The sequence below is a fragment of the Bradyrhizobium genosp. P genome, from assembly GCF_049949265.1.
GTDB lineage: Bacteria > Pseudomonadota > Alphaproteobacteria > Rhizobiales > Xanthobacteraceae > Bradyrhizobium.
On sequence record NZ_CP188195.1, the window covers coordinates 3,396,751 to 3,409,502 of the forward strand.

General features: G+C 64.5%; 12 protein-coding genes. 7 read left to right on the top strand and 5 right to left on the bottom strand.

Annotation, left to right across the window (positions count from 1 at the left end):
• Nucleotides 1-97 precede the first annotated feature (97 nt).
• From ACP2YO_RS16390 to ACP2YO_RS16410, 5 genes are all read left to right on the top strand, one after another.
• Nucleotides 98-250 carry a hypothetical protein gene (locus ACP2YO_RS16390; RefSeq protein WP_197082603.1) on the top strand — a complete coding sequence of 51 codons (153 nt, stop codon included), beginning with the start codon at nucleotides 98-100 and terminating at the stop codon, nucleotides 248-250.
• An 875-nt stretch (nucleotides 251-1,125) separates the two neighbouring features.
• Nucleotides 1,126-2,823, top strand: a complete 1,698-nt coding sequence (locus tag ACP2YO_RS16395; protein ID WP_426441745.1) for an NAD-dependent malic enzyme — start codon at nucleotides 1,126-1,128, stop codon at nucleotides 2,821-2,823.
• A 208-nt stretch (nucleotides 2,824-3,031) separates the two neighbouring features.
• The gene (locus tag ACP2YO_RS16400; RefSeq protein ID WP_426441746.1) at nucleotides 3,032-4,372 is read left to right on the top strand and encodes an MFS transporter; all 1,341 of its coding nucleotides are present in this window, start codon (nucleotides 3,032-3,034) and stop codon (nucleotides 4,370-4,372) included.
• A 21-nt stretch (nucleotides 4,373-4,393) separates the two neighbouring features.
• Nucleotides 4,394-4,774 (top strand): SPW repeat protein, encoded by a 381-nt coding sequence (locus ACP2YO_RS16405; protein ID WP_426441747.1) that lies wholly within the window; start codon nucleotides 4,394-4,396, stop codon nucleotides 4,772-4,774.
• A 126-nt stretch (nucleotides 4,775-4,900) separates the two neighbouring features.
• The gene (locus tag ACP2YO_RS16410) at nucleotides 4,901-5,110 is read left to right on the top strand and encodes a hypothetical protein (protein ID WP_426441748.1); all 210 of its coding nucleotides are present in this window, start codon (nucleotides 4,901-4,903) and stop codon (nucleotides 5,108-5,110) included.
• 106 nt (nucleotides 5,111-5,216) lie between these two features.
• On the opposite strand, the gene ACP2YO_RS16415 is transcribed toward ACP2YO_RS16410, so the two are convergent.
• The 3 genes from ACP2YO_RS16415 to galE form a co-directional block, all read right to left on the bottom strand.
• Nucleotides 5,217-5,918, bottom strand: coding sequence for a fumarylacetoacetate hydrolase family protein (locus ACP2YO_RS16415; RefSeq protein ID WP_426441749.1), 702 nt, complete (start codon nucleotides 5,916-5,918; stop codon nucleotides 5,217-5,219).
• A 34-nt stretch (nucleotides 5,919-5,952) separates the two neighbouring features.
• The gene (locus ACP2YO_RS16420) at nucleotides 5,953-7,764 is read right to left on the bottom strand and encodes an ABC transporter ATP-binding protein (RefSeq protein WP_426441750.1); all 1,812 of its coding nucleotides are present in this window, start codon (nucleotides 7,762-7,764) and stop codon (nucleotides 5,953-5,955) included.
• Between the two features lie 97 nt (nucleotides 7,765-7,861).
• Nucleotides 7,862-8,875 (bottom strand): UDP-glucose 4-epimerase GalE, encoded by a 1,014-nt coding sequence (gene galE, locus ACP2YO_RS16425; RefSeq protein WP_426441751.1) that lies wholly within the window; start codon nucleotides 8,873-8,875, stop codon nucleotides 7,862-7,864.
• Between the two features lie 86 nt (nucleotides 8,876-8,961).
• Here galE and ACP2YO_RS16430 point away from each other — a divergent pair, with 86 nt between their 5' ends.
• Nucleotides 8,962-10,053, top strand: a complete 1,092-nt coding sequence (locus ACP2YO_RS16430) for a glycosyltransferase family 4 protein (RefSeq protein WP_426443217.1) — start codon at nucleotides 8,962-8,964, stop codon at nucleotides 10,051-10,053.
• On the opposite strand, the gene ACP2YO_RS16435 is transcribed toward ACP2YO_RS16430, so the two are convergent.
• Nucleotides 10,038-10,568 carry a D-glycero-alpha-D-manno-heptose-1,7-bisphosphate 7-phosphatase gene (locus ACP2YO_RS16435; protein ID WP_426441752.1) on the bottom strand — a complete coding sequence of 177 codons (531 nt, stop codon included), beginning with the start codon at nucleotides 10,566-10,568 and terminating at the stop codon, nucleotides 10,038-10,040. The genes ACP2YO_RS16430 and ACP2YO_RS16435 overlap by 16 nt on opposite strands.
• On the bottom strand, nucleotides 10,565-11,629 hold the full coding sequence (gene waaF / locus ACP2YO_RS16440) for a lipopolysaccharide heptosyltransferase II (RefSeq protein WP_426441753.1): 1,065 nt from the start codon (nucleotides 11,627-11,629) through the stop codon (nucleotides 10,565-10,567). Before waaF ends, ACP2YO_RS16435 begins: the two co-directional genes overlap by 4 nt.
• 136 nt (nucleotides 11,630-11,765) lie before the next feature.
• Between waaF and rfaD the strand changes: the two genes are divergently transcribed.
• Nucleotides 11,766-12,746 (top strand): ADP-glyceromanno-heptose 6-epimerase, encoded by a 981-nt coding sequence (rfaD, locus tag ACP2YO_RS16445; protein WP_426441754.1) that lies wholly within the window; start codon nucleotides 11,766-11,768, stop codon nucleotides 12,744-12,746.
• Nucleotides 12,747-12,752: the final 6 nt, after the last annotated feature.

The window sequence follows — 12,752 nt, forward strand, 5'->3', positions numbered from 1 at the left end:
GCCGTGAATCGGCGATCTTTCGGCGAAGGGTTAACGCCGGATTAACCAACGGCGCATAGGTTCGTGGGTTCGAGGCTGCAGCAGAGGACTTGTTCCCATGGAAGCCCAGAGGATTGCGGTTGACGCCGTGGTTGCGCTGACCGATTGCGACCGTGACGCCGTCATCGCCTTCATACGCAAGCTCTATCTCGCCGGCGTGCGCGACCCCAAGCGCCTGACCTTCAAGGGCCTGCAGGCGCTGCGGGCGTAATCGTTTCGCTGATGCGCGCATTGAAACTGCGGTCCCATTGACGGTGTCACCGCCCGCGCATGCGGGCGATCCAGTATTCCAGAGGCAGTCGCGCTTGAGCCGATGGGCCGCGGCGTACTGAATCGCCCGCTCGAGCCTGTCATCGGGCGCGCATTCGCGCGACCCGGTGGCGGGCGATGACAGCGGTGGGTGTGGCTGCGCATTCTCGCGACATGATTTGCCCGAGTCTTGCATCTCGTTCCGCCCTCTCTTCGTAGAGGGCGCAGGGAAAGCCGGGTGCCGATCGCACCCGTGGGCCCGGTGCAACAGAAAGCACCGGGGTAGGACCACAGGTGTAACAGGGAACTCCGGCTTTCCCTGCGCGATGGGTTACGGCTTATACGTGATCTCCCCGGCGAAACCGGGCTTTCTTGTCACCGTCGCCCGTGAGACGCATTTCGCGTTCCACGAACTTTCTGCCTGCCACTGGGGCGTCGGGACCACACGACTTCACCGTCCGCCGAGGTTGCGTTCGTCTCGTGCACCTCGGCGTCCACCGCATCCCACCGCGCGTTCGTGACGTGCGCTCGCCCCTCAATCGGGTGGGACGGCCAAATCTATACACCGATTTATCGTTACGATAAACCGAAATATTTTGCCGCGAGGGCTTGCGCCGTCGGGCAAATCAGTGCCAAGGGGCCAACCCTCCACGAATATGCAGAGTGCGGCAACGCGCGGCGTGTTCGTCTGGGCCGCTTGCGCCACCGGCTGATTCCGCCGGGCTCATTGCCAAGCGCAGGTGAGAACGAAGGCGTTGCCTCGCGCGGGTTTTGTCTCCGATCCGTTGCGCTGAGGTGGTACAGTCCTGCCTGGCATTTGCATTGAGGAACCCTGTGATGTCTGACACGACTGAAGCGTTCGCGACCACAGCGCTGAGTGGATACGAGTTGTTGGCGGATCCGCAGCTCAACAAGGGTACGGCGTTCTCGGAGGCCGAGCGCGATGCGTTCGACCTGCACGGCCTGCTGCCGCCCAGTGTCCTGACGCTGGACGAGCAGGTGTCACGCCGCCTCCAGGCGTTGCGTGGCTACGAGACCGACCTCGAGCGCTACGCCTTCCTGCGCGAGCTGCAGGACACCAACGAGACCCTGTTCTACGCGCTGCTGGTCGAGAACCTGGAAGAGCTGCTGCCGATCGTCTACACGCCGACCGTTGGCGAGGGATGCCAGCAATTCAGCCGCCTGTTCCGCAAGCCGCGCGGCCTGTTTCTCAGTATCCCGCACAAGGGGCGGATTGATCGTATCCTTGCGCATCCGCGCTTCGACAAGGTCGAGGCGATCGTGGTGACCGATGGCGAGCGCATCCTCGGCCTCGGCGACCAGGGTGCCGGCGGCATGGGCATCCCGATCGGCAAGCTCTCGCTCTATACCGGCTGCGGGGGCCTGCACCCCGCGACGACTCTGCCGATCCTGCTCGATGTCGGGACCGACAATCCCGATTGCCTGGCCGATCCGCTCTATATCGGCTGGCGCAATGAGCGCGTCCGCGGCCAGGAGTATGACGACTTCATCGAGGCCTTTGTCTCGGCCGTGGTGAAGCGCTGGCCGCGCGTCCTGCTGCAGTGGGAGGATTTCGCAAAGAACAATGCAACCCGCATGCTCGAGCGCTATCGCGACCGGCTCCTGACCTTCAATGACGATGTCCAGGGCACCGCAGCGGTAGCGACGGGCGCCTTGCTGGCCGCCATCAACGTCACGGGCGTGCCGCTCACCGAGCAGCGCGTGGCCGTGCTCGGCGCAGGTTCGGCCGGCTGCGGCATCGCCGGCCTGATCCGCGCCGCCATGCGCGATGCCGGCCTCTCGGAGAGCGAGGCTGCGACACGCTTCTTCATGGTCGACCGTGACGGGCTCCTGGTCGAGGGCATGACCGGACTGGCCTCGTTCCAGCTTCCATTTCTCCAGAAAAAGCAGGCGCTGCGGGACTGGAAGCTCAACCATCCCGACAAGATCGGGCTGCTCGACGTCGTGCGCAACGCCCGGCCGACCGTGCTGATCGGCGTATCCGGCCAGGCCGGCGCCTTCTCCGAACCGATCGTCCGCGCGATGGCCGACTGCAACAAACGGCCGGTGATCTTTCCGTTGTCGAATCCAACGTCGCGCGAGGAGGCCACCCCCGCCGACATCGAGGCCTGGACCGAAGGGCGGGCGCTGATCGGTGTCGGCAGCCCATTCCCGCCGATTACCCGCGACGGTATCAGGTTCAAGGTCGACCAGACCAACAACTCCTACATCTTTCCAGGTGTCGGCCTCGGCGCGCTGGCAGTCGGCGCCAACCGCATCAGCGACGGGATGTTCATGGCCGCGGCCAAGGCGCTGGCGAGCGTCTCGCCCGCGCGCAACAATCCGAAGCACAATCTGCTGCCTCCGGTCAGCGCGCTCCGCGAGGTCGCGTTGACGGTCGCGCTTGCGGTGGCGCTCCAGGCGCACAAGGAAGGGCTTGTCAGCGATATTCCGATCGACCAGATCGAGCAGCGCATCCGCGCCAAGATGTGGACACCCCGCTACGTCCCGTATCGCCGCAGCGATCGCGCTTAGCGCGCAGGGCGTGCCAAGCGCGATCAGTGGTGGCTGATCGCGCCTTGCGGGCCGGTTCCGCTCACGGCCAGCCGTCGCGCGGGCCGACTAAAGTTCTAGCCTCGATGTGCCGTTCGGACGGAACCCTCCGGGGCGCCATTTCGTTCGTGATCAAACGACCCAATCAGGCGCAATCCACGCGGGGGGCTTGTCCGAGGAAGACAATCCCATGGCAACAATCGGCCTCGATGCCAGGCAACTCACTCCATCCGAACATCAGCTCCAGCTTCGTCGCGCCGTCATCGCTTCCACGATCGGAACTGCGATCGAATGGTATGACTTCTTCCTCTACAGCACCGTCACGGGTCTGGTTTTTGCAAAACTGTTCTTTCCGCATTCCGACCCCTGGGTCGGTACGCTGGAGGCGTTTGCGATCTATGCGGTCGGCTTCATCGCGCGCCCCATTGGTGCAGCGATCTTCGGGCATTACGGCGACCGCATTGGCCGCAAATCGACGCTGATCGCGACGCTGCTGTTGATGGGACTGGCGACGGCGGCGGTCGCCATCGTGCCGACCTATTCGAGCGTCGGCATCTGGGGTGCCGTCATCCTCACCGTGTTGCGATTCATCCAGGGCGTCGGTGTCGGCGGCGAATGGGGCGGCTCGGTGCTGATGTCGATGGAATGGGCGCGCAACGACCGCTCGCGCGGCCTGGTCGCATCATGGCCGCAATTCGGCGTGCCCTGCGGCTTGTTCCTCGCCAATCTCGCCGTGCTCGCGTTCAGCCAGATGGCGGGCGATCAGTTCCTGGCGTGGGGCTGGCGCATTCCGTTCGCGCTCAGCCTCATCCTGGTCGCCGTCGGCCTCTACATCCGGCTCGGCATTCTGGAAACGCCGGTGTTCACCAAGCTGCTCGCCGAGCGTCAGATCGACCGCACCCCGATGCTGACGGTGATCCGGGAATATCCAAAGGAGATCCTGCTCTCCGCTTTCGCGCGGATGGCCGAGCAGGCGCCGTTCTACATCTTCACCGCCTTCGTGTTTTCCTACGGCATCGGCACGCTGCATCTCTCTCGCGACCTGTTGCTGACCGCGGTACTCGCGGCCTCGGTGGTGTCGTTCGTCTCGATCCCGCTGTTCGGGCATCTGTCCGACCGGATCGGCCGCAAGAACATGTACATGATCGGTGCGGTCGCGACCGGCGTGTTCGGCTTCATCTATTTCGCGATGCTCGACACCGGGTCGGCGCCGATCGTGTTCCTCGCCATCGTGCTGTCGCTGATCCCGCACGACATGTTGTACGGGCCGCAGGCCGCCTTGATTGCCGAGAGCTTCACGGGTCGGTTGCGCTACAGCGGCTCGTCACTCGGCTATCAGCTCGCATCCGTGATCGCCGGCGGTCCGGCGCCGCTGATCGCAGCCTGGCTGTTCGGCACGTTCCACTCGGCGACCGCGATCGCGGTCTATATCGCCATCTGCGCCGTCATCACCCTGATCGCGACCGCGCTGATGACCGACTACACCGGCAAGGACATCGACGCGGCAAATGCGCATCGGCGGCGCGTTTGAGCAAGCAAGAAAGGACTCGATATGAAGAAATGGCGGAGCGAATCGGCGCTTGATCTCTACAATCTCGCGGCAGCGATATTCCTGCTCGCCGCGCCGTGGCTGTTTGCCCATGCGAACCGGACGGCGGCGATCGATCTCAGGACCAGCGGCGCGGTGATCGCGGTGCTGTCGCTGGCGGCGATGGTTGCGTTTTCGGTCTGGGAAGAATGGATCAATTTGCTGGTGGGGTGTTGGCTGATCGTCTCACCCTGGCTGCTCGGCTTCGCGCACACCCGCGCGATGCATTTCAGCATTGCTGCCGGAATCATCGTGGCCTTCATGGCGCTGCTCGAGCTATGGCTGGAATACGAGAAGACACATCTCGGCCCGGCCGCATCATCGCAGGCCGCGGAAAGGCGCTAGGGCCTGTCGGCCGTCGCGGCGCTCGCGCTTCGGTGATCGCAAGTGATGAAATAATTCAGACGGTCCGCCGCTCTTGGTCTCAGGAGCCGAGCTTGCTTGGCTTCGCCAATCGTGTGGAGAACACCCATGACCAAATTGATCTTCGTGGCGGCCGCTCTGATCGCGGCAGCCGCATGCACGACCGAGGCCTCTGCCGCCCGCAATGTCGCATCAAGGCACGCGCAAGCCGCGACAGCGGCCAGGACCGACATCGATTGTGTGCGGGCTCCGAATGTCGGATCATACGCCACGGCGCCCTATACGGTGCCGCCCTGCATGCCCGGCACCCTGCGCTGACGAGGCCCGCAGCCCGTCGGTCAGCTCGATCGCCTCAGATGAAAAAACCACAGCAAAAAGCCCCGGACGTAACGTCCGGGGCTTGGTCTCGTCCGTCACGATTAGCCTACTCAGGCTGGCCGATCGATACCTTCAGCGTGCCGACACCGTCGACGCCGCATTCAAGCTTGTCGCCGGGTTGCAACTGCGACACGCCGGCCGGCGTGCCCGTCATGATGATGTCGCCGGCGGCGAGCTTCACCTGCTGCGAGAGCTGCCAGATGATCTCCGGCACATTCCAGATCAGCTCGGTGAGGTCGCCCTTCTGGGTTTCCTTGCCGTTGACGGTGAGCCAGATCTTGCCCTTTGAGGGATGGCCGATCTTGGCGGCTGGCTCGATCGCGGAGCAGGGCGCGGAATAGTCGAACGACTTGCCGATCTCCCAGGGGCGCTCCTTCTTGCGCGAGGCGATCTGCAGGTCGCGGCGGGTCAGGTCGATGCCGACCGCATAGCCATAGACATGCTCGAGCGCCTTGTCGGCCGGAATGTTCAGCCCGCCGCTCTTCATCGCGACCACCAGCTCGACCTCGTGATGCAGGTCCTTGGTCAGCGGCGGGTAGGGAATCGTGGCGCCGTCGGGCACCAGCATGTCGGCATGCTTGGCGAAGAAGAACGGCGGCGCGCGCTCGTCATTGCCCATCTCCCTGATATGCTCGAGATAATTGCGGCCGACGCACCAGATGCGGCGCACCGGGAAAACGCCTGCCTCGCCGACGACGGGAAGCGAGGCTTGCTTGGGAAGCGGGATGACAGTGGAGGCGGCGTTCATGAGAGTGTCTCGCTGCTCGTGAGGTTGACGTGATCTAGCCGGTCGCGCTGATCGGCGCCAGCGCCACCGGGGAGGTGTCGTGATGGTGCTGCAGGCGGAAGAACGAGGCGTAGCGGCCGCCGCGGCGGAGCAGCTCCTCGTGCCGGCCACGCTCGACGATCTCGCCGCCCTCGACCACCAGGATCGCGTCGGCGTGCATGATGGTGTGCAGGCGGTGCGCGATCACGATCGTGGTGCGGTTCTGGCAGAGATGCTCGATGGCTTCCTGCACCTGCTTCTCGGATTCGGAATCGAGTGCGGCGGTGGCCTCGTCGAGCAGGATGATCGGCGCGTTCTTGATCAGTGCGCGCGCGACCGCGATGCGCTGGCGCTGGCCGCCGGAGAGCTGGGTGCCGTGCTCGCCGACCGGCGTGTCGTAGCCGAGCGGGAAGCTCATGATAAAGTCGTGGGCGCAGGCGGCCTTCGCCGCGTCGACGATGTCGGCCTCGGTGGCGCCGTCCTTGCCGAAGGCGATGTTGGCGCGGATGGTGTCGCGGAACAGATAGACGTCCTGGCCGACATAGGCGGTCTGCTGCCGCAGCGATTTGCGCGACACCGCGAGGATCGACTGTCCATCGATCAGGATCTCGCCCTCACGCGTTTCGTAGAAGCGCAGGAGCAGCGCCAGCACGGTCGACTTGCCGCCGCCGGAGGGCCCCACCAGCGCGGTGACCTTGCCCGGCTCGGCCATGAAGCTCATGCGGTTCAGCACCGGCTCGCCAGCGCGATAGGCAAAGCTGACGTCGCGCAGTTCGATCCGTGCGTCGGTCAGTTTCAGCGCCGGTCTGTCGTCATCGGCGTGCTCGCTCGCAGGGCTATCGACAACTTCGAGCAGCATGCGCGCGCCGACCAACTGGCTGTTGAGGTCGATATTGAGCCGGGACAGGCGCTTGGCCGGTTCGGTCGCCAGCAGGAAGGCGGTCATGAAGGAGAAGAACTGGCCCGGCGTGGCGCCCAGCGCGACCACGCTGTAGCCGCCATAGAGCAGGCAGCCGGCCACCGCGAAGCCGCCGAGGGTCTCCATCAGCGGATTGGCGCGGTTGGCGACGCGCGCCATTTTGTTGGCATTCTGCTCGACGGCGGCGATATTCTCGTCGATGCGCCGCTGCATGGTCTCTTCCAGCGTGAACGCCTTGACAGTGCGGATGCCCTGCAGCGATTCCTGCATCGTCTCCATGATGTCGGCGGTGCCGGTGAACTGGTTGTAGGCGAGCCCTTTGATGCGCTTGACCAGTTTGCGCAGCATCAGCATCGCCGGCGGCACCACGACGAGGCCGATCAGCGACAGTATCGGATCCTGAAACACCATCACACAGACCAGGCTGATCAGCATCATCAGGTCGCGCCCGACGGCGTTGACCAGCATGCTCAGCACATCGGTGATCGATTTGGCGCCGGCGGTCATCCGCGCCAGAAATTCGGAAGAGTGGCGCGCCGAGAAGAAGCCGATGCTCTCGCTCATCAGCTTGGCAAACAGTCGCCGCTGGTTGCTGGCGAGAATGGCGTTGGAGATCTTGTTGAGGATTACGGTGTGGCCGTAGGTCGCCACGCCCTTGATGAACAGCAGCAGGACGGTGACACCAGACAGCACGGCGATGCCGACGACGTTCTTGTCGATATAGGCCTGGTTGATCACCTGGCCGAGGATATAGGCCGAGCCTGCGGTGGCGCCCGCCGCGATGCCCATCAGCACGAATGCGACGAGATAGCGGCGCCAGAAGGTGACCCCCTGTTCCATGACCAGGCGGCGAATCAGGATCGCCGCGCCATAGGGATCGTCGGTGATTTTCTTAGGAAATTGAGCCATCCGCGTTCCGTTGGCGGCAGGTACTGCCTGCCGTCAGGTTGCGGAGACTCCTTGCCCGCTTGTCGGAGCTTTTTCAAGTCCAATAACGGCTTGATTTTTAGGCCGATTCTGCTGGCAACGGGAGGCCGCCGCGGTCCCGGAACAGCTTCTCCTCCCAGGCCAGCGCGTGGGTCGCGATGGTCTCGAGATCGTCGTAGCGCGGCGTCCAGTCCAACAGCGAACGCAGACGGCCGGTGTCGGCGACCATCGCCGTGATGTCGCCGGGCCGGCGCGCGGCGTAAGCGACGGCGAAATTGCGCATCGAGACGCGGCGCACCGCCTCGATCGTCTCCAGCACCGAATAGCCGCGGCCATAGCCGCAGTTCAGCGTCATCGACTGGCCGCCGGCGCGCAAGTAAGCCAGTGCCGAGCGATGCGCCTCGGCGAGATCGCTGACATGGATGAAGTCCCTGATGCAGCTGCCATCCGGCGTCGGATAGTCGGTGCCGAACACATCGACCTTGGCGCGCTGGCCGGTCGCGGCCTCGACCACGATCTTCAGGAGATGCGTGGCGCCGAGTGTCGCAAGCCCGACGCGGCCTTTCGGATCGGCGCCGGCGACGTTGAAGTAGCGCAGCACGACGTAGCTCATGCCATGTGCCGAGGCGACATCATGCAGCATGATCTCGGTCATCAGCTTCGACGAGCCGTAGGGCGACAGCGGCCGCGTCGGCGCGATTTCGGGCACCGGCACCTGGTCCGGGTTGCCGTAAACCGCCGCGGTCGAGGAGAAGACGAAGCGGCTGACGCCGCCCTTCACCGCCGCATTGAGCAGGCTGCGCGTCGTCATGGTGTTGTTGCGGTAATAGCCGAGCGGATCGCGCATCGAATCCGGGACCACGACGGAGCCCGCGAAATGGATGATGCTCTCGATCTTGTGCTGGGCGATCACGCCCTCGACCAAATTCTCGTCACCGGCATCGCCGATGAACAGCGGCACGCCCTCGGGCAGCAAGGCGGAGAAGCCTGTGGACAGATTGTCGATCACGACGACGCTCTCGCCGGCATCGACCAGCGCGTGGACCATGTGACTTCCGATATAACCGGCGCCGCCGGTCACAAGCACGGTCATGGATGCAGCTCTCCCGATCTCGTTTGCCAGTAATGCTAGCGGGAGCGCGGTGAAGAGGGGGTTTCGTCATGGCCGAACTGGCCACTATGCTTAATGTTGCGTATAGGAACTGGCGCGAAACGGAGATCTGCGTGCCGATCGAGAACACATCTGCCGGCGAGTTGCAGCTGATTGTACCGAATCTGCACAGACGCTATTCCGGCGTCACCGCGACCAACCGCATGGTGGCGCCGAAGCTCGCAGCGATGTTTCGCGCGGCCTGGCTCGGCTCGCATCGGCCCGACGGCATTGCGGCGATGGGAGCGTCCGATCTGATGCGGCTGTGGCGCCGCGCGCGGCCTGTGATCTGGCACGCGCGGCGCAACGACGAGATGATCGCAGGGCTCGTGCTGCGCGCGCTCGGCTGGCCGCTCAAGCTGCTGTTCACCTCGGCAGCACAGCGTCACCACACCTGGCTGACGCGCTGGCTGATCCGAAAAATGGACGCCGTTATCGCGACCAGCCCGCTGTCGGCATCCTATCTGAAGCGCGAGGCCACGGTGGTGATGCATGGCGTCGACACCGCCACCTACGCGCCGCCGGCCGACCGCGCCGCGGCCTTTGCCGAGAGCGGATTGCCGGGGCGCTACGCGGTCGGATGCTTCGGCCGCGTGCGCGCGCAGAAGGGTAGCGACGTGTTCGTCGACGCGATGTGCCGATTGCTGCCGCGCTATCCTGATTTCACCGCTGTGATCGTCGGCGCCGTGGTGCCGGAGCGGCAGGTCTTTGCCAACGATTTGAAGCGGTGCATCGAGGCGGCAGGCTTGCAGTCGCGCATCGTCATCACCGGTGAACTCGAGATCGAGGATGTCGTGCGCTGGTACCAGCGGCTGACGATCTACGCCTTCACCTCGCGCAATGAAGGCTTCGGCCTGACGCTGATCGAGGCGATGTCGGCGGGCGCGGCGCTGGTGGCGTCGCGCGCGGGTGCGGCCGAATTCGTGGTCGAGGACGGCGTCACCGGCGTGCTCACGCCGCCCGGCGACGTCGATGCGCTGGTGGCGGCGCTGGAGCCGCTGATGCGCGATCCGGCGTCGGCGGCGGCGATGGGCGCGCGGGCGCGGGCGCGCGTTGTGGACAAGTTCAGTCTCGATGCGGAAGCGAACGCGATCGCCGCGGTCTATCACACGTTGATGTGAGCGATCGCGTAGGCGACAAAGGCGTCAATGTCGCCTCCAGGAAACAGGAAGCCGCGCAAGCCTGCCGCCTGCGCCGCCTGGATATCGGTCTCGCGGTCACCGATCACAAAGCTGCCTTCGTGCCGGACCGGCCAGTGCGCCATCAGGTCGTAAATCATTCCGGGTGCAGGCTTACGCCAGAGATGATCTTCGATATAGCCGGCAACCGATCCGGCAGGATGATGGGGGCAATAGCGAATGTCATCCACGTGTGCGTGAAGCGAAGCGAGCTCGTTGAGCATCCAGTCGTGAAGATTCCGGACGTCAAGTTCGCTGAAGAGACCTCGGGCCACTCCGGATTGGTTTGTGATTAGGAACACGAAATAACCCGCGCGATTGAGACGCCGGATCGCGTTCACGACATTAGGCATCCAGCGGACGCGTTCCTTCGTACTAATATAGCCGTCGTCATAGTTGACGACACCGTCGCGATCGAGGAAGGCCGCGGGACGCGGTGCAATGCGGGCCGGGCTCATCTCGCCGCTGAGCCCTGTAGCACGCGCTGCGCAATGTCGACGACCTCTTCGGCCAGGATGTCACGCATGCAGCGGTGGTCGTTCATCGTGCAGACCGTGCGCTGGCAGGGTTGGCACGACAGCTTGGTCTTGGTCTGCGTCACCGTCGCGGCGAGGCCGTTGAGCGGAGCCCAGAGATAGGGGCTGGTCGGGCCGAAGATTCCCATGGTCGGCGTGCCGATCGCCGCCGAGATGTGCATCAGCCCGGAGTCGTTGGTTACAGCGACGCTGGCCGCCGCCATGGCCAGAATGCCGTTGCGCAGATCGGTACCGGTGAGGTCGCGGACGCGCGCGCCGCCGACGGCTATGATCTCTTGCGCTAGCGCCTTTTCGCCGGGACCGCCGACCACCCACACGTCAAAACCGCGTTCGGCGAACAGGCGCGCGGCCTCCGGATAATAGGTCCAGCGTTTTGACGCGCCGACCGATCCGGGCCCGAGCGCGATCGCCGGACCCATGCCAAGCCCGTTGGCCTGCCGCCAGTGCTCGACTTCGTCGGTGGGAACCCGGAGCTGTGGCGCCGGCCATTCCGGCGGCAGCTTGGCGCCGTCGGGCAGCGCCAGCGCGGCATTCTTGTCGATGAAACGCGGCAGCTTCTTCTCGCCCCAGCGCATCGCGTTGATCAGGCCGAACCGGGCCTCGCCGAAAAAGCCGATCCGCTCGGGGATACCGGCCAGTGCCGGTGCGATCGCCGCCTTCCAGGTGCGCGGCAGCACCAGGGCGCTTCCATATGCGCGGGAGCGCAGTTCCGCTGCCAGTGCGAGTTGCCTTCCCATCGCGAGCCGGCCACGGGGCAGGTCCCAAACGATCCCGGAGCGGACGCCCGGCATGTAGTCGACCAGGGACGCACATTGCGAGGTCACCAGCAGGTCGACCGGCCGATTCGGCCAGCGCTTCCGGAGCACCCGCACCACGGTGTGGCCGCGAACGAAATCGCCGATCCACATATAGGGGACAACCAGGATCGGGCGGCTATCCACCGCATCCTCGGTCTCAATCCCTAATATTGAATCTTCATTCATATCTAAAAGCGTGTTGGGCCGGGTCAATTGCGGTCCCGTCGGTATCCGGTCCGCGCCGGGAGGTAAAGCGCCGTTGCCTGTGACGCGGGAGTGGGGCAAAGCTGGCGGCCACAGTGGATTTGGGCAGGATTGCGCAATGTTTCTGGTAACCGGGGGTGCCGGTTTTATCGGATCGAATGTCGTGGCCGCGTTGAACGACGCCGGGCACAGCGATGTCGTGGCCTGCGATATCCTCGGTCATGATGGTAAATGGCGGAACCTGGCCAAGCGCCAGCTCGCCGATTTTGTGCCGCCGGCGGAACTTGGCGACTGGCTGAAGGGGCGGCGCCTCAAGGCCGTCATCCATCTCGGTGCCATTTCGGAGACCACCGCGACCGACGGCGATCTCGTGATCGAGACCAATTTCCGGCTTTCGCTGCGGCTGCTCGACTGGTGCACGGCCAATACCACCCCGTTCATCTACGCCTCGTCGGCGGCGACCTATGGCGACGGTGAGCAGGGGTTTGCCGACGATGCATCGGTCGCTGCGCTGAAGCGGTTGCGGCCGATGAACCTCTACGGCTGGAGCAAGCAACTGTTCGATCTTGCGGTCGCCGAGCGCGCGGCGAAGGGCGACAGGCTGCCGCCACAATGGGCCGGGCTGAAGTTCTTTAACGTGTTCGGCCCCAATGAATATCACAAGGGCGCGATGATGAGCGTGCTGGCGCGCCGCTTCGACGACATCCGGGAAGGCCGCGGCGTGCAATTGTTCAAGTCGCATCGCGATGGCATCGCCGACGGCGACCAGCGCCGTGACTTCATCTATGTCGACGATGTCGTGCGTGTGATGATGTGGCTGCTCGCGACGCCGCAGGTCTCGGGGCTGTTCAATGTCGGAACCGGCAGGGCGCGCAGCTTCAAGGACCTGATCGTCTCGGCCTATGGTGCGCTCGGCATGCGGCCCAATATCCAGTATGTCGACATGCCCGAGCAGATTCGCGGGAGTTACCAATATTTCACCCAGAGCGAGGTCGATCGTCTCGGGCGCGCGGGATACAACGGCGGCTTCACTCCGCTGGAAGAGGCGGTTGACGCCTATGTGACGGGTTTTCTCGACCGTACCGATCGCTATCGCTGAGACACC

What these genes read in the sequence shown, in the direction of transcription:
- ACP2YO_RS16390 (WP_197082603.1), top strand. Translation starts at nt 98, where the DNA reads ATGGAAGCCCAGAGGATTGCGGTTGACGCCGTGGTTGCGCTGACCGAT.
- ACP2YO_RS16395 (WP_426441745.1), top strand. Translation starts at nt 1,126, where the DNA reads ATGTCTGACACGACTGAAGCGTTCGCGACCACAGCGCTGAGTGGATAC.
- ACP2YO_RS16400 (WP_426441746.1), top strand. Translation starts at nt 3,032, where the DNA reads ATGGCAACAATCGGCCTCGATGCCAGGCAACTCACTCCATCCGAACAT.
- ACP2YO_RS16405 (WP_426441747.1), top strand. Translation starts at nt 4,394, where the DNA reads ATGAAGAAATGGCGGAGCGAATCGGCGCTTGATCTCTACAATCTCGCG.
- ACP2YO_RS16410 (WP_426441748.1), top strand. Translation starts at nt 4,901, where the DNA reads ATGACCAAATTGATCTTCGTGGCGGCCGCTCTGATCGCGGCAGCCGCA.
- ACP2YO_RS16415 (WP_426441749.1), bottom strand. Translation starts at nt 5,918, where the DNA reads ATGAACGCCGCCTCCACTGTCATCCCGCTTCCCAAGCAAGCCTCGCTT.
- ACP2YO_RS16420 (WP_426441750.1), bottom strand. Translation starts at nt 7,764, where the DNA reads ATGGCTCAATTTCCTAAGAAAATCACCGACGATCCCTATGGCGCGGCG.
- galE (WP_426441751.1), bottom strand. Translation starts at nt 8,875, where the DNA reads ATGACCGTGCTTGTGACCGGCGGCGCCGGTTATATCGGAAGTCACATG.
- ACP2YO_RS16430 (WP_426443217.1), top strand. Translation starts at nt 8,962, where the DNA reads ATGCTTAATGTTGCGTATAGGAACTGGCGCGAAACGGAGATCTGCGTG.
- ACP2YO_RS16435 (WP_426441752.1), bottom strand. Translation starts at nt 10,568, where the DNA reads ATGAGCCCGGCCCGCATTGCACCGCGTCCCGCGGCCTTCCTCGATCGC.
- waaF (WP_426441753.1), bottom strand. Translation starts at nt 11,629, where the DNA reads ATGAATGAAGATTCAATATTAGGGATTGAGACCGAGGATGCGGTGGAT.
- rfaD (WP_426441754.1), top strand. Translation starts at nt 11,766, where the DNA reads ATGTTTCTGGTAACCGGGGGTGCCGGTTTTATCGGATCGAATGTCGTG.